This is a genomic window from Acidobacteriota bacterium (assembly GCA_039683095.1).
In the GTDB taxonomy this organism is placed as follows: Bacteria; Acidobacteriota; Aminicenantia; order Aminicenantales; family Saccharicenantaceae; genus RBG-16-66-30.
The window spans coordinates 297,882-317,216 of record JBDKSB010000012.1; the positions used below are offsets into that span (position 1 = coordinate 297,882).

At 56.3% G+C, this 19,335-nt stretch carries 23 protein-coding genes and 1 tRNA gene; 19 read left to right on the forward strand and 5 right to left on the reverse strand.

Annotation, left to right across the window (positions count from 1 at the left end):
• Positions 1-213 precede the first annotated feature (213 nt).
• The 3 genes from ABFD52_09255 to ABFD52_09265 all read right to left on the reverse strand — a co-directional run bounded on the left by ABFD52_09255 (position 214) and on the right by ABFD52_09265 (position 3,155).
• On the reverse strand, positions 214-1,080 hold the full coding sequence (locus ABFD52_09255) for a nucleotidyl transferase AbiEii/AbiGii toxin family protein (protein ID MEN6560948.1): 867 nt from the start codon (positions 1,078-1,080) through the stop codon (positions 214-216).
• The gene (locus tag ABFD52_09260; protein MEN6560949.1) at positions 1,077-1,736 is read right to left on the reverse strand and encodes a hypothetical protein; all 660 of its coding nucleotides are present in this window, start codon (positions 1,734-1,736) and stop codon (positions 1,077-1,079) included. Before ABFD52_09260 ends, ABFD52_09255 begins: the two co-directional genes overlap by 4 nt.
• Before the next feature lie 561 nt (positions 1,737-2,297).
• Complete coding sequence (locus ABFD52_09265; GenBank protein ID MEN6560950.1) at positions 2,298-3,155, reverse strand: hypothetical protein; 858 nt, start codon at positions 3,153-3,155, stop codon at positions 2,298-2,300.
• 386 nt (positions 3,156-3,541) lie between these two features.
• Here ABFD52_09265 and ABFD52_09270 point away from each other — a divergent pair, with 386 nt between their 5' ends.
• The 4 genes from ABFD52_09270 to ABFD52_09285 all read left to right on the forward strand — a co-directional run bounded on the left by ABFD52_09270 (position 3,542) and on the right by ABFD52_09285 (position 6,517).
• Entirely contained in the window at positions 3,542-3,730 is a 189-nt protein-coding gene (locus tag ABFD52_09270) for a hypothetical protein (GenBank protein ID MEN6560951.1), read from the forward strand.
• Positions 3,702-5,243, forward strand: a complete 1,542-nt coding sequence (locus tag ABFD52_09275; protein MEN6560952.1) for an AAA family ATPase — start codon at positions 3,702-3,704, stop codon at positions 5,241-5,243. The genes ABFD52_09270 and ABFD52_09275 overlap by 29 nt, the downstream gene beginning before the upstream one ends.
• Positions 5,244-5,385: 142 nt before the next feature.
• Positions 5,386-5,577: a hypothetical protein gene (locus tag ABFD52_09280; GenBank protein ID MEN6560953.1), complete on the forward strand. Its 192-nt coding sequence runs from the start codon at positions 5,386-5,388 to the stop codon at positions 5,575-5,577.
• Positions 5,578-5,653: 76 nt separating this feature from the next.
• Entirely contained in the window at positions 5,654-6,517 is an 864-nt protein-coding gene (locus ABFD52_09285; protein MEN6560954.1) for a site-specific DNA-methyltransferase, read from the forward strand.
• On the opposite strand, the gene ABFD52_09290 is transcribed toward ABFD52_09285, so the two are convergent.
• Positions 6,509-7,120 (reverse strand): hypothetical protein, encoded by a 612-nt coding sequence (locus ABFD52_09290; GenBank protein MEN6560955.1) that lies wholly within the window; start codon positions 7,118-7,120, stop codon positions 6,509-6,511. The genes ABFD52_09285 and ABFD52_09290 overlap by 9 nt on opposite strands.
• 112 nt (positions 7,121-7,232) lie before the next feature.
• Here ABFD52_09290 and ABFD52_09295 point away from each other — a divergent pair, with 112 nt between their 5' ends.
• The 14 genes from ABFD52_09295 (at position 7,233) to ABFD52_09360 (ending at position 18,443) form a co-directional block, all read left to right on the forward strand.
• Positions 7,233-7,589 carry a hypothetical protein gene (locus ABFD52_09295; GenBank protein ID MEN6560956.1) on the forward strand — a complete coding sequence of 119 codons (357 nt, stop codon included), beginning with the start codon at positions 7,233-7,235 and terminating at the stop codon, positions 7,587-7,589.
• Positions 7,590-7,613: 24 nt separating this feature from the next.
• A complete protein-coding gene (locus tag ABFD52_09300; protein MEN6560957.1) occupies positions 7,614-8,105 on the forward strand; it encodes a hypothetical protein in 492 nt (163 codons plus the stop codon).
• Between the two features lie 162 nt (positions 8,106-8,267).
• The gene (locus ABFD52_09305) at positions 8,268-9,128 is read left to right on the forward strand and encodes a DUF4238 domain-containing protein (GenBank protein MEN6560958.1); all 861 of its coding nucleotides are present in this window, start codon (positions 8,268-8,270) and stop codon (positions 9,126-9,128) included.
• 943 nt (positions 9,129-10,071) lie between these two features.
• Positions 10,072-10,443 carry a hypothetical protein gene (locus ABFD52_09310; GenBank protein MEN6560959.1) on the forward strand — a complete coding sequence of 124 codons (372 nt, stop codon included), beginning with the start codon at positions 10,072-10,074 and terminating at the stop codon, positions 10,441-10,443.
• Between the two features lie 25 nt (positions 10,444-10,468).
• On the forward strand, positions 10,469-11,155 hold the full coding sequence (locus ABFD52_09315) for a tyrosine-type recombinase/integrase (GenBank protein MEN6560960.1): 687 nt from the start codon (positions 10,469-10,471) through the stop codon (positions 11,153-11,155).
• Positions 11,152-11,979 (forward strand): Mor transcription activator family protein, encoded by an 828-nt coding sequence (locus ABFD52_09320; GenBank protein MEN6560961.1) that lies wholly within the window; start codon positions 11,152-11,154, stop codon positions 11,977-11,979. The genes ABFD52_09315 and ABFD52_09320 overlap by 4 nt, the downstream gene beginning before the upstream one ends.
• Before the next feature lie 51 nt (positions 11,980-12,030).
• On the forward strand, positions 12,031-12,588 hold the full coding sequence (locus tag ABFD52_09325) for a hypothetical protein (GenBank protein ID MEN6560962.1): 558 nt from the start codon (positions 12,031-12,033) through the stop codon (positions 12,586-12,588).
• A gap of 235 nt (positions 12,589-12,823) precedes the next feature.
• A complete protein-coding gene (locus tag ABFD52_09330) occupies positions 12,824-13,456 on the forward strand; it encodes a hypothetical protein (protein MEN6560963.1) in 633 nt (210 codons plus the stop codon).
• Position 13,457: 1 nt separating this feature from the next.
• Entirely contained in the window at positions 13,458-13,613 is a 156-nt protein-coding gene (locus tag ABFD52_09335; GenBank protein MEN6560964.1) for a hypothetical protein, read from the forward strand.
• 2 nt (positions 13,614-13,615) lie between these two features.
• Complete coding sequence (locus tag ABFD52_09340) at positions 13,616-13,864, forward strand: hypothetical protein (protein ID MEN6560965.1); 249 nt, start codon at positions 13,616-13,618, stop codon at positions 13,862-13,864.
• A gap of 1 nt (position 13,865) precedes the next feature.
• Positions 13,866-14,138, forward strand: a complete 273-nt coding sequence (locus ABFD52_09345; protein MEN6560966.1) for an RNA-binding protein — start codon at positions 13,866-13,868, stop codon at positions 14,136-14,138.
• Entirely contained in the window at positions 14,122-14,841 is a 720-nt protein-coding gene (locus ABFD52_09350; GenBank protein MEN6560967.1) for a hypothetical protein, read from the forward strand. The genes ABFD52_09345 and ABFD52_09350 overlap by 17 nt, the downstream gene beginning before the upstream one ends.
• 2 nt (positions 14,842-14,843) lie before the next feature.
• The gene (locus tag ABFD52_09355) at positions 14,844-16,391 is read left to right on the forward strand and encodes a terminase large subunit (protein MEN6560968.1); all 1,548 of its coding nucleotides are present in this window, start codon (positions 14,844-14,846) and stop codon (positions 16,389-16,391) included.
• 405 nt (positions 16,392-16,796) lie between these two features.
• Entirely contained in the window at positions 16,797-18,443 is a 1,647-nt protein-coding gene (locus tag ABFD52_09360; GenBank protein MEN6560969.1) for a recombinase family protein, read from the forward strand.
• Here ABFD52_09360 and ABFD52_09365 read toward each other — a convergent pair.
• Positions 18,432-18,508 (reverse strand) — tRNA-Arg (locus tag ABFD52_09365). The two genes, ABFD52_09360 and ABFD52_09365, sit on opposite strands and share 12 nt — an antisense overlap.
• Positions 18,509-18,737: 229 nt before the next feature.
• Here ABFD52_09365 and ABFD52_09370 point away from each other — a divergent pair.
• Positions 18,738-19,322 (forward strand): sigma-70 family RNA polymerase sigma factor, encoded by a 585-nt coding sequence (locus tag ABFD52_09370; protein MEN6560970.1) that lies wholly within the window; start codon positions 18,738-18,740, stop codon positions 19,320-19,322.
• Positions 19,323-19,335 lie beyond the last annotated feature (13 nt).

A 19,335-nucleotide genomic window follows, 5' to 3' on the forward strand; every position in this document is an offset into this window, starting at 1 on the left:
CCGTCGAGCCCGGCAAGGGACCGGGGAGAGTCCGCAACTTCATAGTTATCAGTGAATTAGATATGGCGTGCCTGAGAGGATTCGAACCTCCGGCCTTTGGATCCGGAGAACGAGCGAGTCCCGATTTATGTAGTTGGTATAAAGGCTAATACGGCCCCAAAATAGTGGGCCTGTGCCACATTTGAGCCATCGGTTTCCCGACCTTTGGGCTTTTTAGACGATCTTGATCCGGGAGGCGACGTCCAGGAAGAACTCCTTCGACCAGATCGCCAAAGCGGTCGCGTCCCTCACGAAAGGCTCGACCTCGCGACGGATCTGGTCGATGTCGACCTTGTCGATCCTCTTCGCTAATAAGTCGCGCAGGTCCCCTGCCGTCAACGGCGCCACGCCCTGCCAATGCCCGGTCTGCCGCATCCTCTGCTCGAGGTGGGCAAGATGCAGCTCGGGATGATAGGCCGTGAACCAAACAAGATCGTACCAGTCACGACCCTTGACCCGGCTCTTCCACTCACGGCAGAGAACGGCGTGCATCTTGCCGGCGAAGAGATCGGGCAGGCTGAACGTCCTGACCGCGAACGGGACTGGCCGCAGGAGATAGCGGACTTCGGTCGAGAAGCCCGGGGGCGGGTCGGTGTCGACCTCGAGCTTGATCTTCAGCACCTGGTTCCGGGGGACCTGCTGGACGAGACCCTTGTCAAACTCAACCGTGATCATCTGGGTCCGAGTGTCGGCCTTGAGGAAAGCGGACTGGATGGCCGCAGAGGCCGGCTTGGCCCGGCTCTCGATCTCGACAACGAACCCGAAGGACGCAAGCTCTCTCTTCAGGGCTTCGCTGTAGTCGCCCAGGTCGAAGTTCTTGCGCTTCTCGAGGAGTGAAAAGTCCAAATCCTCAGAGAAACGGTCGAGCCCGTAAAGCACCCGGAGCGCTGTGCCGCCATAGAAGGCGGCATTTTCGAAGAACTTGCTTCTCCAGAGGCCGAGAAGCGCGATCTCCTGCATGACCTCCCTCAAGGCCCACAGCGAGTCCCGCACCGAGCGGATCTCGTAAGTCGCCAGTATCTGACGGACGGCCTCGTTCATTGGCTCTCCCCCTTTTCAGATCTCTGGATTCGCCTCACGAGCCCGCTGAGGTGCCTTAGCTTCAACGAACGGTAGCGTGTGGCGAAATCGTCGATCCTCTCGGCGGACAACGACCGGAGGGCGCCGGCGTCGACCCTCAGGTCTGCCTCGAGGAACCGGCCCATCTCCGCGATCGACGCGATGCGTCCGCCCCGCACCGAGACGACCTTGTCGGCTAACGCCTTCTCGGGCGAGGCGATCAGGAACGCCTGTCGGTTCTCCGCCTCCACCCGGACCACGCCCACCTCGTAGGCGCGCGCCGGGACCTGCCGGTAAACGAAAAGGCCCACGGGGGTGGCGAACCGGCGCGAGCGGTTCGGCGTGACCGACGTCAGGGCTTCGGCCCTTTCGGGGATCAGCCCGTGATAGGCGAGCGCGTAATCCAGCGAGACATAGGAAGGGCCGTAGATGAGATTGGCCAAGAGCTCCTTCGAGAAGGGACGCCTGCGATAACGATTGCCGAAAACGTAAAGCCCCTTCTTCACCCTCACGATGACGCCCTGGCGCAGCAGGTCGTTGATCCTGTTCCTGGGGTAGGCCAACCCCTTCAAAGCGTCGATCAGGGTCTGATAGTCGAAGACCTCAACCTGAATTTGATCGCGGACATCGACGGGCATGGAGTTTTCCTGTCATTCCTGCATAGTAAGTTGACTATTTGTCAACATACTATGCTTATTCAGCAGGGTTGTCAAGCCCCTTTTAGAACTCCGGACCGGGGCGCAGTTCTAGATCTTTGGATACCCCGGCCGAAGGAGCGGGTTTCCATACTGCTGACCGAGTTGCGAATGCTAGCAGACAATCATTAAAGCGGGTCGCGTTTATGCCTATCTTGACCCTTTCCAGCGCCAAGGACTGGGTGGCCGGAATCGTCGGAATACGCATTCGAAGAGAGTTTACGATGGCCTACCTCCTATGCCAGGTTGCGAACATCACCATACATCAGCCCCGTCATAACCCCGGTCAGGGTTTGATAATCAAAGATCTCCCCTCGAATACGGCCGCGGATAGCTACGACATTCACTTTTCACCCCGGTATGTCGTCTATTTATCGACATACCAGGCTAATTTAACAAGCTTGTCAAGCCCCTCCCCACCCGAATGCCGGTCGCCTCAGGGAGAAGGTCAAGGCCGGGCTCATCCGAGAGCCCGAGGTCGAGGATAATCCATGAGCAGGGGGGTCATTTTTTCGAGTCCCCCTTTAATCCCAGCCCGGATGCGTCCATCCAATAAAGCCCGACGGTGTCCCTTTCGAGCTTCAGGAAGAAGAAGAATCTTTCGTCCGGGGAAACGTAAGGGCAAACCGCGCTGGCCGGAGTCTCCAAGCGCCTAGCAGACTCCCAGCGGCCGTCCTTACCCCGGAAACTAACCCACAAGTCGGAATCGCGCAGGAAGATCAGGTATCGGCCGTCCGGAGCGACGAAGGGGCTGCCCTCATGGGCCTCGGAGTTGACCGCCGCATCGATACTCAACGGCTTCGCGAACCCCCCTCCGTCCCGGGGTTCGGCCGCAAACACATCGTCCCGGCCCTTTGAGCCGCGCCGCTCGGAGCCGAAATACAGGATCCCCTCGGCGTCGACAGACACCTGCCAGTGGAGGTGCTCGTCATTGATCTCGGAGCCGAGCGGGACGGGTTCTCCCCACCCGACAGCCGTCCGCTCGGCGCACCAGACCCGTTCTCGTCTCGGGTCGCCGGGCCAACGCGGACGATCAGAGTTGAAGTAGAGCTTCCGGTCATCGGGAGACAGTTTCGGACCATCCCCGCCCTCCTCCCGAGTAAAGGGCAGCGCATCGGGCTTCGTCCAGACGCCGTTCTTACAGATCGTCACGTAGATGTGATCGTCGGACCAGTAGATCTCATCGCCGGCCCGGGAGATCGTCACCGATGCATGCTTGGATGCGACGATCCCCGGCGCGAAAAGCTCAGGGGTCGTTCCCGGAAGCTTCTGGCCAAGATAGGGACCTGTAAGCTTTTCCGGCGACTGGGCCCAGGCTGACAGAATGAGGAACGAACAGAATACCAAGCATGATCTCTTCATGGGAAGCCTCCCCTTCTAATAGAATGGATATGCGCCGTCTCATCCTTTATAGTTAGTTTGCAGCAACTTTCAGGCCATGTTCGCCCCAGGTCGGACAGGCTAACCTGCAAGATATCTTTACATATCGTGTTAAAAACAATGGCTTGTCAAGAATTTTCTGGGGGGATATCCACGCCGTCCCGGACAAGCGCAGGCAATTTCGGCTCCGGCCCGAATCGGACATTAACCGATGATTTCGCTGGCCATATGGGGGGAAAACGTGGCGTGCTTGGTTAGTCGATATTAGGAATTTCTGCTCCCGCCCAGAGGCCCGAACCTTCATTGACCGGTATCGGGGAGAAGTCTGTCTACAGGCGGGGGCCTGCTAATCATATAAGGAGAAAGACATGAAACCCCTGAAACTCAAGTGCGTCCTTTACACGGACGACGGTGAGACGTTCCTCTGCATCAGGCAGTTCTACGTCACCGATGTTGCCACGCAGGTTTTTCGAGAAGAGAACTTTGCGGGCATGAAGCTGAAACGTGTCGACAAAATGGAGGAATATCATGGAAGCGACAACCGAGACAAAATCTAAGAAAGCAACCTATGGTTTGCCCGAGAATATGGAGCGACAGGTAATCGCTTGGATGATCTTCTTTCCGGAAGCTTGGCCCGAAATTGTGAGCATCGTCAAACCTGAATACTTTGATCTCAAGGCCTACCAGGACCTGGTTCAAATCCTACTAGAGTTCTACGAAAGGTATAAAAAGCCCCCAGAGATTGAGACGCTGTTTCAGGAGTTGGATACATTTCTTGATTATGCACTGACCAATATCCGGAGACCGCCAGACCATCCGGACGCGAATTTAGAGGGTGATATTCGCAAGATCATTAAGGATCACCTGTGGGCGATCATTGACGAGGGATTGTCGCCCGACTTCGAATATGTGCGTGACCGGGCAATCGAATTCGCCCGGCAAAGAGGGATGAGAGAGGCCATCATCAAGTCGGTCGATCTTCTGAAGAAAGAGGATTACGACGGCATCTTGAAAGAATGGAAGGAGGCGGCTTCCTTTAGTCCACAAGAAGGCGGGTTGGATATCGTCGACCTGGCCGATGTCGAGCGCAAAGAGATCGAATGGTTCTGGCACCATAAGATCCCTAGGGCCAAGCTCTCGTTGATCGTCGGCGATCCGGCGACGGGCAAGTCCTGGTTCACGATGTTCCTGGCCGCGTGCGTTACGACAGGGGCATCCCTCCCCCATTCGGCCCATCAAACGGAAAAGGGCCGGGTGGTAATCCTATCGGCTGAGGATGACCCCGAGGATACCATCGTGCCCCGGTTGGAGGACTGCGGCGGCGACAAGTCCATGGCCCACCTTATCCAAGGCACGAAGCAGGGCAAGATGTTTAACTTGGCCGAGGACCTGGACCGGTTGCGTTCCTACCTCCAAGCCAAAGGCGGCGTTCGGCTGATCATAATTGACCCGATCTCGGCCTATATAGGGACCGGCAACAAGGTCAACTCGCACAAGGACACGGACGTAAGGGGCATCCTTTCGCCGGTCGTCAAGCTGGCAAAGGATTTCGACGTGACGATCATCGGGGTCATGCATCTGAATAAGAGCCAAGACCTCGGCGCTATCTATCGGGTCTCCGGTTCGATGGCCTTTGTTGCTCAGGCGCGTTCGGTCTGGCTAATGACACAAGAGGACCGCGAGGGCGAAGACAGGACGCTCCGGTATTTCTCGCCGGTCAAGGCAAACCTTTCCCCCGTTAAGGAAGGCCTCGTATGGCGGGTCCAGGACGGAGGAGGCCTCGAATTCTTTGACCCCGGCATCCAGCCGCCCCCTGTCCAAGAACAGTTGGGGCCGCGTCAGCCGGAGCGGGCCTCGAAGCTGGACGAAGCCATGCGCTGGCTCCATGACCTCCTTGAGGACGGTCAGCCCAAGGCCCAGGCAGAGATCATCGACTTGGCTTCTGCCGAAGGCATTTCCAGGTCCACCATCGACAGGGCCAAGAAGAAACTCGGGGTTAAGTCTGAAAAGATGCCCGGCGGATCGTCGCCCTGGGCCTGGGTCCTGCCGAGGCCGGCGCTCGAGAATTAGGCCGACAGAGGCCCCAAAATGAACCCGAAAAAAGTCCCTAGAAACGCGTATAAGGGCCGATCGGCCCTCGGGGCTGATCAAAGATAGGTTTTCCGCCCTGGTGGGCGGGGAAAGGAGCATGGACATGAGATTTGAGAATAATATGATCGACGAGACTTCAGATTCCGAAATGCTGGAATTCTTCAACGTCGCCACGGTCGACGAGCTTCATCGTCTCCTTGATCATCTGCAGAAGAGCCATGTCGTTTATAGCTGGCGCAGATGGACGGATGGCGATTACCTCATCATCTTCGAGCCGTTTAATCCCAGGCTGGAACCGGGCTGGCAGGGCTAGGCTCCATAAGCAAAGCAAGGTTTGTCTCTTAGTGGTCATTACTATATAATTTTGCCCGATCATGATTCAAAAACGGATGCCACTCGAAAAGTCCTGGAACCCGAACCGGCTCTTCTCCCGCGTTCCTAAAAGCGCCCTCAAGACGCCTCTCGGGATTCTGTTCGAGGGCGACTGCCTAGACATCTTCCCGAAGATAAAGGACCAATCGGTGGACATGATCTTCGCCGACCCGCCGTTCAATCTGGGCAAGGTCTATGGCAAGAAGGTCAACGACAATCTGCCTGATCAAGAATACATCGAGTTCACTAAGAAATGGCTCAAGGAGTCGGTCAGAGTCCTTAAAGACGGCGGGGCGATTTTCGTCTACAACCTGCCCCGGTGGAATATCGTCGTCGGGGCCTATCTACTCGAACTGGGATTGACGTTCAGGCATTGGATAGCCATCAACATCAAGGCGGGCCTTCCGATTCCGGGGCGGCTCTATCCGTCCCACTATGGGCTCCTCTATTTCACGAAGGGCAAGGCCAACGTCTTCCGCAGAATCCGAACTCCTATCGAGCTGTGCCGACACTGTGGGGAAGAGATCAAGGACTACGGCGGGCACAGGGACGCCATGAATCCGCTCGGGGTCAATCTGACAGATGTCTGGAATGACATTCCTCCGGTCAGGCATTGGAAATTTAAGAGCAAGCGCCGCAAGGCCAACCAGCTTTCGACGAAGCTCCTGTCCCGAGTTGTTAATATGTCGACGAATAGGGGGGACGTAGTGCTTGACCCCTTCGGCGGGAGTGGCACGACCTATGACGTATGCGAACATGAAGGTCGGCATTGGATAGGTATCGAATTGGAGAACTGTGACGTGATCGTCGAGCGGTTAGAGAATAAGGACCTTTACCACCATCCGAATCACGACTACGTGGAGCCTGACCCCTTAGCCTAGCGCCCGTCCGTCCTTCCCTTTCGGAATCTTGGGCACGTCGAAGCTGGTAGCATCGTACTCGACTTCATAGATCCTTAGAACTCCATCCTTGACGTGTGTGGTGCCCCAGAGAGGGAAATAGGGCTGAAGCTCGCTAACATTCCCAATCCGATCAGTCAAGAACTCTCCAAGCTTGTCACTAGGAACGACGAGGATGCCGCCTTTGATGCCGCCCAACTGCAGGGTGAGGAGGAGCTTGTTGATGGCGCGGTGACTCGAGGAGATGTTCCCTGTCTCCCACTCGAAGCCAATATAGCACCGATCAAACTGATACAGGGCGTCTAGATCACCGGTTCTCAGGACACCACCCTCGATCTTTGGCAGTTTCTCCGTCTTCCAGCCAAGCTCTCTTAACTTGCCCAGGCAGGGCTTTTTGATCGGGCAGACGCCGTTACCCTGATTCCTCTTCTTCCCGCTTTCGGGATAGATGGTGAACTTGCCGGAGCCGTGGGGCCAATCGGTCTTGCGGATGGCCTTTTCGACGTCGGCGCAGGCCCGTCGCCATTCCGCTGATCGGGGGAATGGACCCTTAGCAAGAATGTCGTAGCGCCCGGTAATCTTCATTACTCAGATTATGTAACAAGTGGGCCAAACAAGCAACGTCGAAGGTCAGACTTGACAAGCTGGCGGGCGATGCTGGCATACTAATGAATAAAAGGGTGAAAGAAAGAACATGATGAGAGAGATTGACAAGGGCCTCAATGCTAAGACCATGACCGACCTGATCATCCCGTCCTTCGAACTTATCAACGAATACCTCCTTGACAAGAACCTGAAACCTGAGTGGGTCAAGGAGCCCGAGAGGCATAAGATTAGGTTTACCGCGCCAAACGGAGATGGTTGCGTATTCAGCGTAGGTGCCGAAAACCGATGGAAGACGGCGGAGGACACAATGCCATTTCCGGTTGTGGTCTTCAACTTCCACATGGGGAACCTCAATGTGATCGATACCGGCTCCACTCCGCTTGAGGGACTTACACCCCGCCGGATACTGACGTGGTTCAAGGGCGTATTCTGGCTCTGGCTCGAATGAGATGCTGGTAGGAGGATAAGCTCCGTGAATTATTGGAAGTCGCTAGGAAAATTCTTATGGAAAACGCTTGCTGGAATGCTGGTTATCCTTGGCGTATTTCAATGGGGAGTAAAACTTAAAGTAGCAACGTGGGTGATTCCTGATTGGATAATCCTTGTAATCCTTGCCTTTACTTTGGCAGTGGTGGGTTTCACCGCGTACTTCGTTGCTCATAGTCCCAAAGTCGGAACTGTCAAGAAACCTAAGGAACCCGAGATAAGCCTCAACGAAGATGAATGTTTTGTAATCGTTGCATTATCACTTAATAAGGATCGGAATATTATGAGGGATAGTCTGCGGAAACTATTTATGGAAAAACTTAAGGGAAAGAATGATCTTGACTTTAATATAGTACTGAACAAATTACATCAACTTAAATTTGTGGACTTCACTAAGACCTACATGGGTGAGTATGTTTCCATCCTGCCACGGGGCCTTGAGCACTGCGAGAAGATCCGAGACGCGTCAAAGAAATGAGGCGCCGAGGGGCCAGAGGCCAAGTGATCGGCATAGCCCCAATGATCAAAGAGGACGCCGGTTAGGGCGAATATCGCGCCTCGTTATATAAAGACGCTCGGAAGCGGGGAGGATTCTCACAATTGAATGCTTGCCTCGGCCGTGCTATTCTTTCTCTAAAGAATGGGGCAACATAGTCTGCCACAGTACTATCTGCGTGGCTTTGCGCCGACGGGGACGAAAGCAATCTGGAGGTATGAGAAGGGGAAGCCCAATCCCCTCTCCCTCCAAATCAAAAGCGCCGCCCAACGGAAGCAACTCTATGGCAAGGTCGAAGCCTACCTCGCTCAGGAAATCGAGGGACCTGCGAACGCCATATTAAAGAAGATCGAGAATCGCGAAGCGATCTCAGACTCCGAGAAACTGGCCTTCAGCAGGTACGTATTCGTATTTTGGAAACGCGTTGAGGCCGCATTCGAGAGATTCAAAGAAAAGAGCCCGAAGGTCGCCCATGACGAGATGCAGAAGCTAGAAGCCTGCCTTCGTGAGCTTGAGAAACAAAATCCCGACAAAGCCGAGCGTTGTGAGGAGATCAGAAAGGACGGGCAGAGGATATATAACGATCTAGCGCAGAACCCAACGAAGCAGATTTGGGGCAAGTCCATCCAATATAGTAATGAGCAGATGCCGGAAGTGATGAGCAAGATGACGTGGGTTTTCTACACTTGCACGTACCCGGACATCTTTATAACCAGTGACAATCCAGTTTTCATTCACGCGATCGGCATAGGCAAGCCACACTCGGACATGTCATTCCCGGTAACGAAAGAGGTAGCCCTTCTGGCTACCTGGAGGAAGGGGAGCAACCTCCGGTATCGTGAAGCGTGTCCCCAGCAGATAAGGGAGTTGAACAGGAGGACGGCGTTCAACGCGTTACGCTTCGCCTTTGCCTCTGGAAATAAGGCATGGATCACTGACTTGCTGAACAAGCCGGAGCACCAAGTCCATTTGTGGGTTCAGCAATTTCCTGACAAAGCACGGTGACCCAATCTCTCGCTGGTGCTCCGAGTCCCCTAATCCTCTTTCAAACGACTTAGGTCTTTCACCCCCCCCCGTAAAATCAGCTAGCCTAAAAACGCGAGAATTGGCCGTCGGTATCACCTCTAGGGGTGATTCGTTGTCCCCCAAAAGGAGTTACCCTCTGAGCCGTGAAAAAGAGATACCAGCGACAGCGGACGCGGGCAGAGCGGTATGCGTTCTGGACGCTGTTCATTTCTATCTTGGCGCTGCTCGTGACATTGATCGGACTTCTGCGTCAGGAGCGCCCCCTGCCGAGCCAGCCGGTGACAGTCATTATCCAACTTCCTCATGATGGGATCTAGCAGACCAAGAGCATCAACTCCCTACCATGACTTTCTTGATGCTCTTGACCTTCTTGATGCTCTTGACCATCTTGAAGGCCTTGCAGGCCTTATAAGAACGTCAAATATAAATTATTGATTAATATATATGATAATCATTTAGGGGTAATGGTGGGCCTGTCTAAATAGTTGATTTATATAGAACATCTTCAAGAGCATCAAGAGCATCAATGAATTATGTTGATGCTCTTGCGGCCTGTCGTGGGAATCCTGGGCCAGCAAGTTTATAACACCTGGGATGTGTGGGCTATAGCAAGAATCGTAGGCCGAGTGGGCCGGTTGCCCAGCGGGCAGGGCTACAAACTCCTGCCCCCCACCACGACAAGCGCACCAGCGCGGGGTCTAAGCTCAAAATGGCCCCTTAGTGATCTATCGGGTGCCCGGTCGGGGGCCTGATCAAGCCCTGAATCCAGGCAATAACTATTGAGCGCCTGTCTCGGAATCTTGCTGAGCGGGGCCTGCTTCTCCTGATGCGATTTAAGGTCTAGTTAAGACAGTCAATAGTCTTTATAGAGTATTGACACTGAGATTTTTGGATTTTATAATTGATGGTGAAGGTGAACAGAATGGATAACACGAGAAGGAAGAATCTGAGGGGCCTCCCCCAGCGCCTTAAGGCGATAGTTGACCGAATCGCCAAAGCCGAGTTCGAGGAAATGGGGCCAACTCCGATCATCACCGGTGCACCGCCCGGCATCACAACCCCTGACTCCGACTATCTTGCGTTCTGGCGCATCGAAGGAGCGATTGAGTTCAACACATTAGGTGGGCGGGAGTGGTTCCTTCAGGCGTCGGATGAGCAATTGGAGCAGATCGTCCGACATGAGCTTCTTCATGGACTCCTCTGGCAACGGGGCGAACCGAACGGGGACACGGATCTCCCGTTCATTATCGAGTGTGCGAAGCGCAACATTCTAGTGAACGAGTCCAGCATATAAGTGCTAAAGCGTAAAGGAATCGAACATGACTAATCCCGAAGGCTGGCAAGGTGATACCGGCCAGCATGTCCGCTACCTGATCGATGATCAAGTCGACGCTTTCTTTAAGGCGGTAGAGGCCAACACGGACCCTGCCCTGCGGGTCCGGGACACGGCCCTTTTCCGCTTGATGTTGTCGTATGGCTTGCGCTGTAAAGAAGCGGAGATCCTCACCATCCCGCACGACGTTGACCTTGCCTCCGATCCGCCGCGACTCTGGGTCACGCGAGTGAAGGAGAAGCACTGGCGCACCGATCCCAAGACCGGCGAGAAGCGCTACATAAAGAAAGACCGTCGAGGGCACTGGTATCCCCTCACCCGCCGAAACGTCGAGCGCCTGAAGGCATGGCTCTCGGTCCGACGCAAGTTCACAAAGGCCAAGGACGGGCCTCTCTTCATAACCATCCACGGCGAGCCGATCACCGCGAATTACATCTATCACATCACGGCCCGCTATGGCGCGAAGGCCGGGATTGAAGGGCTCTACCCGCACCAGTTCAGGCACACGGCGGCAATCAGGCTTGCCCGCGAAGGCGCGTCAGCCTTCGCAATAAAAGAGGCCTTGGGTCATGTTAGCGTATTGTCCAGTGAACATTACGTGACCATGGCTGGCCCTGCCCGATTGAAGATGGACCTGGCCTCACTGGAACGGATCGAAGGAGCCGACGAATGACTAACGACGCTGAATGGATAAACACACGCGGACGATTCCTGAAAGGCGAGCTTGAGGCCTACATCAGGACAGGCACGGACCTGCCCGGCTTGATCAAGGCCGCCGAGACGTTTACCCGGCAATACTGCCATCGGCTCGAACTCAAGCCCCAACGGACCGAGGAAAAGGTTAGAGATATGCGCGAGCGCCTGCTCCCGGCCTGGCTGGCCGATCATCCGAAGGATGACTGGTGGGATCATTTCACTCAGTTTGCATTGTTCTCCATCGAGAACGCGAAGGATGAGCCCCTGGACGCCGTTGGCCTCGACGAGGCCCTGGGCGGTCGCTATGATCAAGCGCCTTACCACGAGCCGGACCTTGAGGCCATAGATGAGGAAGTAGCCAAGGCCACGGTGCATGACTTCCTTGAGACCCGCCGTCTGCTCTTCGATAGGGCCGAGAAGTGCTCCTCACCGCTCTATCAGATGATACTCAGCGACCCCGAGAAGCATCAGGCGTTGCTGGCCTTATTTGTTGTGCTTGACCCTGACACGTTCGAGGCCCTGGTCGCTGAGTTCGCCGGGGAGACGATCTCGTTCCCGTCCGATAAGGCCCTGGGCGACTTCGCCAGGGACCGAGAGATCGTAGAGTCCCGTAACCGGGGCGCTAAGGTCGAGGACCTGGCCGCCCAACACGGGCTCAAGTCCCCGGGTAGAGTGTCCCAGATCGTCAGCCGCCAACGGGCGCTCCGTCGAGACGATGAGGCATTGGAACGAGCCTTAATCGCCTCCCTGAATCGTGCACTCCGGGCCTCGGCCAAGGCCCGACGGCTGGCCCGGTTTTAGTCCCTCTCCCGATTTTCTAAAACTACACCCATTTATTGAAGGAGTTGAACTATGCTCATTACAAAGCTGATCAATGACCGACGGCGAGACGACGTGCTGGTCCGCGAAGCGGACTCCACTCCCATTGTGACCCTGGGACCGGGCGGGCGTGATGAAGTTGCGACAGAGGACCCGTATGCTGTGCTTGCCCCGTTCTCCGAAGTGAGATTTCTGGATGAAGCGCCTTATGCCAACTGCACTCCCCGTCCCGACTTCCAGCCACCGCATCGGAAGAGGCCCTGTCTCTTTCTTCTCACCAAGGGCCGCGGCTGGGTCGAGCGCTTGGGACCCCTGACTCTCATGCGTGGCGTCCCGGTGACAGTGGACCTGTCTCTGGATGATCAATACATCATGTTCAATCGCGTCGAGCTTGGTGTCCCGGTCATGAAGCGCTTTGCCTCGGAACAGCATGACGGCCTCGTGATGGTCCGCTGGGACTTTGAGGAACGATGCTCCTCGCGGCCCATTGAGGAACTCGAAGCCATCCAGCGCGAACTAGAGGCGCTGGAGGCTAAGGCCACGCTCGAACGGGCCGCCGTCAGTGCGCTGAATCGAGCGACCGATGAGTGAGGGGGCCGGGAATCTTGACATGCTGTCCCGGTGCCAGCATCGGCCGAGGCGGAATCCGGACAAGGCCTCTGGAAGCCGTCTCGCCCCTCCTCTTCCTTTCTGTGGTATCAGGGCGCGTCCTTGCGTCCTTCGTCCGGGCGGGTGCAGGCCCGCGTCGGTCGGCCCCGCCTGGGCGAGAATCTACTGTCCCACCGATCAAGGCCGGGACGGTTCGCTCTTTAGATAGGACAATAAGATGCTCTTAACTGAAAAATCTGAGATCCGTCAGACCTCATTGACTGCTGACGGCGATTCCTTCCGCATGAAGGTGCCTGTCCTTCAGTCAGACATCTTCAATTCCAACAAGCGCCGATATCCACTCGCCGTCGTTAAGGCCGCCGTCGAAGAACTCCGATCAAAACTCCAGAAGCGGATTGCTTACGGTTCCACCCGCCATGAGAAGAACCTTGAGATTGATCAGGTCAGTCACATCATCGAAGACGTTGAACTCGATGAGAAAGGCCTGGCCTCGGCGGTCATCAGAATCTTCAACACTGCCCGGGGCAAGAACCTGTCGGCGATCATCCGAGGTGGTGGCTCGCTGGGCGTCAGCGCCCGGGGCGCCGGCGATGTGGATGAGTCAGGCAATGTTAAGCCGGGCTACAAATTGCTCGGCCTCGATTTCGTGACCGACCCCTCGTTCAACTTTCACGTCGGCAAGGAAGCCCTGATGTTCGAGTCCCGCGAGCTTGAGGAAGACGGCCCCATGCCTGAGGAGCTGATGCTTACTAAGGAACAACTCGCCAACCGTTATTTGGGCGCGTTGGTGGCTGGCTTCCGGGGCGACTTTGAGTCGTACCGGAAACTCTTTGAGAAGAAAGGAAACTAAGATGGAACAACATTACGAACTCATTATTAAAGTCAATGGCGAAGGCACTCCCGAGAAAGCCGCCGAGCTGAGCACCAAGGTGATCGAGCAGATCAAAGCTGCTGGCGAGATGAGCCTGGGCAATTTGCAGGCCAGCACCACCCTCATTAAGAAGTAATCATGCTTCAATATGCTTGGAGCGGACCGGAGGACCCCCGCGCCTGCGGTGAGGTTCTGGACGATCTTGAAACGGCTGAGATGCCGATGGGAGAGTGGCGCTTCTTTATTTGGAACGATGAGAACGGCGACGAGTATGACGTCGTGGGTTGGGTCGGTCCCGGTGAGACGTTCCCGGCCAGCTTTGACGAAGACGCCGAGAAGAAAGCGTTCTTCAAGCTCCTGAACATGGAACTCAGGATAGGAGTTTGACATGACAAGGACACCGGCGCTTGGAAGGAGAAACAAGGTAAGAAAACTATTCATCGGCAATGTGTCTTACGAAGCCAATGAGGACGATCTGCGGAAGCTCTGCCGTGAGATCGGCCCCATCGTCCGGTTCAATCTAGTGCCGACGCGTGGTATTGCGTTTTGCACCTACGAAGATGAGGTGGACGCCGCCCGCGCCATTGACGACCTGAACAAGCGGCTTTACATGGGCCGAAGGTTAGTCGTAGAGGAGGCCCGCGATGCGGGTCAAAGGTAAAGTCCGGGCCGCCTTTATACGACGGACAAGGGGCTTGATCAAAGGGAGAAAGAAGATGAATGAACATTTTGACGAAAACAGTCCGGTATTGTTCATGACCACGTTTGAGAACAATAGCGAACTGCCATGGCAGATTTGCGAGGACGGCGACGCGTTGTTCCAGGTCCAGCCGGGCAAGATCGCTCGTTTGGAATCCTGGAAGCCGACGACCAACTGGGCCAGGTGGTCCAAAGTCGTCCGTGGAAAGGACCTGAGGTTGACGTTGACCGAAAACCCGGCTTGGACGAATCCTTGGCTGAACCAGCATTACTGCTTGGAACTGGAGAACTGGGCCGGGGCACCTGTGGAATCCATCCGGGTCTATCAGCCAACGCCCATCCGCACCTCAGCGGCTGACTATGTCGATGTCCTGCTTGATGTGCCCCGCATCATCCCGCTGAACATCTGGGACGAATTGATCCGGTACAAGAAGATCATTTGGAAGATAGCTCCTGTCAAAATCCGCATCACGGGCACCAACTACGTCCGAACTGAGGATCGCCCGATCAAAGAATGCGTCCCGAGAGATAAGTCGGACCTGAAGAACGTCCTGAAAGAGCGCCAGCGACTAGAGGTCGATGCTCTGAAGGAGCGCCAGGAGAAGATGGAAGAGGAGCGTGAGGCCCTGACGAAGAAGCTCGAACAAGACCTGCTCGGAGCCTAGTCGTGTCCATCGTTGAGGTGATGCTGGACCAGGACCTGTTCGGCTCTTACTTCCCGGAGCCGGAGACCTGGGTCAACTGGATGGCCTTTCTCGACGTGTTTGAGGGCCAGGACCTGACCCCTGCCCAGTTGGAGGCCTATCAGAAATTCACCGGGCGGACCAAGTATGAGCCGGGCTCTCCGTTCGATACCGCCTACGTCATTTCCGGCAGAAGATCAGGGAAGTCGAGGATTGCCAGCGTTGTGGCTGTCTACTTGGCCCTCTTCTCTGGCCTCCACGAAAAACTGTCACCGGGTGAGACGGGCTGGGTCCTGATCATCGCTGGAAAGAAAGAACAAGCGCAGGCCATCTTCGGCTATGTTAAGGCGCTCGCGCAGAAGTTCAAGAAGGACATCATAAAAGAGAACGCCGATGAGGTCTGGTTCGCCAACGGGACGGCGATCAAAGTGACCGCTGGCACTTGGCGTGGTGTCCGTGGCGCGACTGTCCTGGGCTGTCTCGTAGACGAGCTGGCATTCCTCCGCTCAGATGAGGAGCGATGGACCGCGAATCCCGCTGAGGAATTATTGCGAGCGATTCGCCCGGCGATTGTGAAGCACGGAAAGTTGCTGGCGATCAGCACCGTTTATGCCGCCCGAGGCCCACTTTATGCGGCGTGGAAGAAGAACTGGGGCCGAGACAGCAAGACGTTGGTCTGGCTGGCCACAACGCCGGACATGAACCCAACCTTTAATCAAGCCAAGATCGACGAGGAGATGGAGGAAGATCGAGCCAACGCCCTGTCGGAATACTATTCACAATGGCGCGAGGACCTGCAGACGCTCATCGAATCGTCGCTCGTGCGGGCCTGTATGATGAAGGAGGAGATGCCCCCGGTGCCTGGTTTGCGCTATACCGCGTTCCTGGACCTCAGCGGCAACAAATCGGACAGTCATGCCTTAGCGATTTGCCACAAGGAAAAGGACCTGGTCGTGTTGGACACGTTCCTAGAGATCGAGCCGGGACGTGGCACTGTGGATGCCGTTGTAACGGAGTTCAGCAAATTGGCAAAGGTTTTCGGTGTCCGAGAGATCTCTGCGGATGCGTTCGGCGCGGAATGGGCGAGTGAACCGTTCCGTCGAGCCGGTGTTCCCTTGATCAAGAGCCTGATGCCCGCCTCAAACATCTTCCTGAACGCGGCCCAGTTGATCAGGAGTGGAAAGGTGGCCCTGGTGTTCTCGGAAAGGGTCTTGTCACAATTCATGTGCTTGGACAGGAGACCTGGACCGGGCGGTGTTGACGTGGTGCAGAAGGTGCCCGGCAGTCATGTGGACCTCGTGAACGCGATCTGCGGCGCTGTGGTTACGGCGTCATTGGAAGTCGTCCGGGTCCCGGCTCTGCCCGTCATTGGGCATCATCAGGCCGATCGCTACCTCAGCAAGCCGATCAAAGATGCCCGCAGGCGGGAGGAGGTCCAGAGGAACTGTGAAGACGAGATGGACGACTTCATGCACCAGGACGGCCACGCGACCCGAGTCGGCCAGGGCATTCCCAGGAAGTGGTGGCAGTAATGAGAAAGCCTCAACCAGGACGCCGAGCACATGGGAGGAAAACGCCCAGCAACGGGCGCTCAGGGGGAGAACTCCCTGTCCATGGGCTAGAGGATGGTTTCTCGGCTTCGGAGCTTTTGCGTGAGCTTGAGAAAGGCCTTGATAACGAGATTTATTCCGAGGTTGAACTACCTCCCGTCACGCCCCACGAGCCGGTTGCGGAGGTCCATAGAAAGGCTCAGGAGTTCCTGCGCCACAACGCCAGGCTGATCCTGCCGGCCTGCGCCGATTGCCAGCGCGAGTGCAAGCTCATGGCACCTGCGGGAGCGGAAATCACGCTTATTTGTAAAGATTGGGTTCCTAATAATACTCTTTGCCTTTAGGACTGGTTATGCCTTATAATGATCATGAGGAGTACTCAGGCCTATGAACAAGATGGCTGAGGACAGGCGGGCAGTCGCGTATATCCGCGTTTCGACCAAGCCCCAGGATCAGTATTCCCCTGAGGTCCAAAAGGACAAGTGTCGGGCCTATGCTGATCGTCTTGAGGTCAATCTCAAGATCGTTAAGCCGTTTGAGGAAGCCCGTTCGGGCTGGAAGGCCAACGCCCGAGTCGAGTTCTACAAGATGTTGGAGTTCATAGAGCAGGAGAAGATTCCGAATCTGATCTATGCCTACCCCGACAGGCTCTCGCGCAATACAGAGGATTACGTCAAGCTGAAGGCGACCAACGTCAAGTTACATAACGCCAACACAGGCATCTCCTTCTCCCCTAATAACCCTGACGACTTCGAGCAGATTGCCGCCTTCGAGTATGATCAGGTGGATTCCAAGAAACGATCTCATCAGATCAGCAAGGGCGTCCGCGACGGCTATGCCAAGATCGTGGAGAAGGGCAAGTTCCCGCATGCCGTCCCTCTTGGCTATGACCCTGACTGGAAATACGTCAATGGCAAGCTGGTGAAGCGAATCGTCATTGACCCGGTCCGAGGACCGCTGATTCAGCAGATGTTCCGGCTCTTTGCCACGGGCACCTACACCAGGAAGACAATCGCGGCGAAGATAAGGGACCTGGGCCTGCGGTCCAGGAAAGGGAACATCATCGCCGTCTCACAGATCGAGAAGTACCTGAAGGACGTAAAATACACCGGCCAACAGTTCCGGTGGAAGGGCGGTGAGGCTCAGGAGTGGCATGACGACTGCCCGCCCTTGATCAGCACGGCGCTATTCAATGAAGTCCAGGCCGTCTTTGAAGCCAAGAGCCGCCCGAGATGCCGGGGCGGTCATGACTATCCTCTCAAAGGACTGATAACCTGCGGACTCTGCGGCTCTCCCTACATAGAGGAGGACCACGAGCGCCACTACTTCCGGTGCACTTACCAGAGGCAGGCGTGTAACAAGCTCGGCTCGCCTCGGCTCAAAGGCTCTGAACTCGATCTGCTCTTGGAGACGGCCATTGGCATGATCGACTTTGAGCAGAGCGTCTACGAATGGCTCAAGGGCGAGGTCGAGGAGACATACCGGCTGAACCGGGAGACGGAGGCCGTCGAGAAGAAGCGCCTCACTGCCGAAAAGGATTCCATAGAGGAAGAACGGTCCAGGGCTCTCCAGGCCTTCACGAAGGGCATCACTACCGACGAGGGCCTTGTCCGGGAGGAGATCAACCGCCTAACCGACAGGAAGGCCAGGATTGAGGCTCGCCTGAAGGAGCTTGACGCCGGCGAGGACATGATCATTCAAAACTCGCTGGATACATTAGGAATCCTCAAGGACTTTAAGAATCAATATCTTAGCGCAGACCCTGAAAAAAGGCGGCGAATGCACGTTCTTCTATTTAGGAAGGTCGCCGTCCACCCGTTGAAGCAGTCAAGGAAGGAGCTTCTGGCCGACCCGAAGCGAGCATTGCTTCTCGGCGAATATCCTCTGGACATCGAGTGGAATGAACCGTTTGACTGGCTCTTTGAGGGCAAGTCCATCCGGGAACTTGGCCGGTTGGCAGATGAGGCCGTGACCGAGGACATGATGCTCGGCTGGATGAAGAAATCCGAGGAAAAAGGAATGTGGCGTGCCTGAGAGGATTCGAACCTCCGACCTTTGGATCCGGAGTCCAACGCTCTATCCAGCTGAGCTACAGGCACGCAGGCCGGAAAAAAGCCTCTCAGTTATAGCCGAAACCGGCCGAAAACGCAAACCGCACGCCGCGCGCAACGGCCCCTCGCCGCGCCGGGTTTACCTTTCCGGGATGAAATGTGGAATAATGGCCTCCAACGGGAATAGAAGGCAGGGGTGGCGCATCTAATGAGTGTCGGGGCAGGCCGGGGAAAAAGGCCGATCCGACACGAGGCCGACTCCGAAAGTCGAAGGACAATGGAAATCGCCGTTCCCCGGCCGGCCCTGGCCCAAGACGCCGCGGAAGAAAGCGGCCTGCTCGCCCGCCTCAGGGACGGGGACGAGGCCGCCTGCCGCGAGCTCATCCGGAGATACGAGGGCCAAGTGGCGGCGACGGTGACGGGCATCCTGGGACGAGGGCCGGACATCGACGATATCGGCCAGGAGACCTTCATCCAGTTCTTCAGGTCTCTGCCCCGCTTCCGGGGCGAGTCGACGATCCGGACCTACCTGACCCGCATCGCCATCAACCTCTCCCTGAACGAGCTCCGGAGGCGGCGGAAATTCGACCGCTTCCAAAGGGTCGAACCGGACCAAGGCGAAGCCGACGTCCTCCCGGCGCCCGACCGGTCCGGCGCGGAGGAAGCCCGGTTCGACGTCCGGCAGGGATTGGAGAAGCTGGAGCCGAGGTACAGGGCGGTCATCGTCCTGCGGCTCGTCGAAGGCTTCTCGACCAGGGAAACGGCCAAGATCCTGGGCCTGCCGCAGGGCACGGTCCTGTCTCGGCTGGCCCGGGGCCAGGGCAGGCTCAAGGCCCTCCTGGAGGGCAAGGGCCCGGCCTGAGCACTTTATGACG

Coding starts and splice junctions, on each gene's coding strand:
- ABFD52_09315 (MEN6560960.1), top strand. CDS start 10,469: ATGACTAATCCCGAAGGCTGGCAAGGTGATACCGGCCAGCATGTCCGC.
- ABFD52_09310 (MEN6560959.1), top strand. CDS start 10,072: ATGGATAACACGAGAAGGAAGAATCTGAGGGGCCTCCCCCAGCGCCTT.
- ABFD52_09340 (MEN6560965.1), top strand. CDS start 13,616: ATGCTTCAATATGCTTGGAGCGGACCGGAGGACCCCCGCGCCTGCGGT.
- ABFD52_09260 (MEN6560949.1), bottom strand. CDS start 1,736: ATGCCCGTCGATGTCCGCGATCAAATTCAGGTTGAGGTCTTCGACTAT.
- ABFD52_09345 (MEN6560966.1), top strand. CDS start 13,866: ATGACAAGGACACCGGCGCTTGGAAGGAGAAACAAGGTAAGAAAACTA.
- ABFD52_09320 (MEN6560961.1), top strand. CDS start 11,152: ATGACTAACGACGCTGAATGGATAAACACACGCGGACGATTCCTGAAA.
- ABFD52_09280 (MEN6560953.1), top strand. CDS start 5,386: ATGATCGACGAGACTTCAGATTCCGAAATGCTGGAATTCTTCAACGTC.
- ABFD52_09350 (MEN6560967.1), top strand. CDS start 14,122: ATGCGGGTCAAAGGTAAAGTCCGGGCCGCCTTTATACGACGGACAAGG.
- ABFD52_09360 (MEN6560969.1), top strand. CDS start 16,797: ATGAACAAGATGGCTGAGGACAGGCGGGCAGTCGCGTATATCCGCGTT.
- ABFD52_09265 (MEN6560950.1), bottom strand. CDS start 3,155: ATGAAGAGATCATGCTTGGTATTCTGTTCGTTCCTCATTCTGTCAGCC.
- ABFD52_09330 (MEN6560963.1), top strand. CDS start 12,824: ATGCTCTTAACTGAAAAATCTGAGATCCGTCAGACCTCATTGACTGCT.
- ABFD52_09290 (MEN6560955.1), bottom strand. CDS start 7,120: ATGAAGATTACCGGGCGCTACGACATTCTTGCTAAGGGTCCATTCCCC.
- ABFD52_09255 (MEN6560948.1), bottom strand. CDS start 1,080: ATGAACGAGGCCGTCCGTCAGATACTGGCGACTTACGAGATCCGCTCG.
- ABFD52_09270 (MEN6560951.1), top strand. CDS start 3,542: ATGAAACCCCTGAAACTCAAGTGCGTCCTTTACACGGACGACGGTGAG.
- ABFD52_09295 (MEN6560956.1), top strand. CDS start 7,233: ATGAGAGAGATTGACAAGGGCCTCAATGCTAAGACCATGACCGACCTG.
- ABFD52_09335 (MEN6560964.1), top strand. CDS start 13,458: ATGGAACAACATTACGAACTCATTATTAAAGTCAATGGCGAAGGCACT.
- ABFD52_09305 (MEN6560958.1), top strand. CDS start 8,268: ATGGGGCAACATAGTCTGCCACAGTACTATCTGCGTGGCTTTGCGCCG.
- ABFD52_09285 (MEN6560954.1), top strand. CDS start 5,654: ATGCCACTCGAAAAGTCCTGGAACCCGAACCGGCTCTTCTCCCGCGTT.
- ABFD52_09275 (MEN6560952.1), top strand. CDS start 3,702: ATGGAAGCGACAACCGAGACAAAATCTAAGAAAGCAACCTATGGTTTG.
- ABFD52_09370 (MEN6560970.1), top strand. CDS start 18,738: ATGGAAATCGCCGTTCCCCGGCCGGCCCTGGCCCAAGACGCCGCGGAA.
- ABFD52_09325 (MEN6560962.1), top strand. CDS start 12,031: ATGCTCATTACAAAGCTGATCAATGACCGACGGCGAGACGACGTGCTG.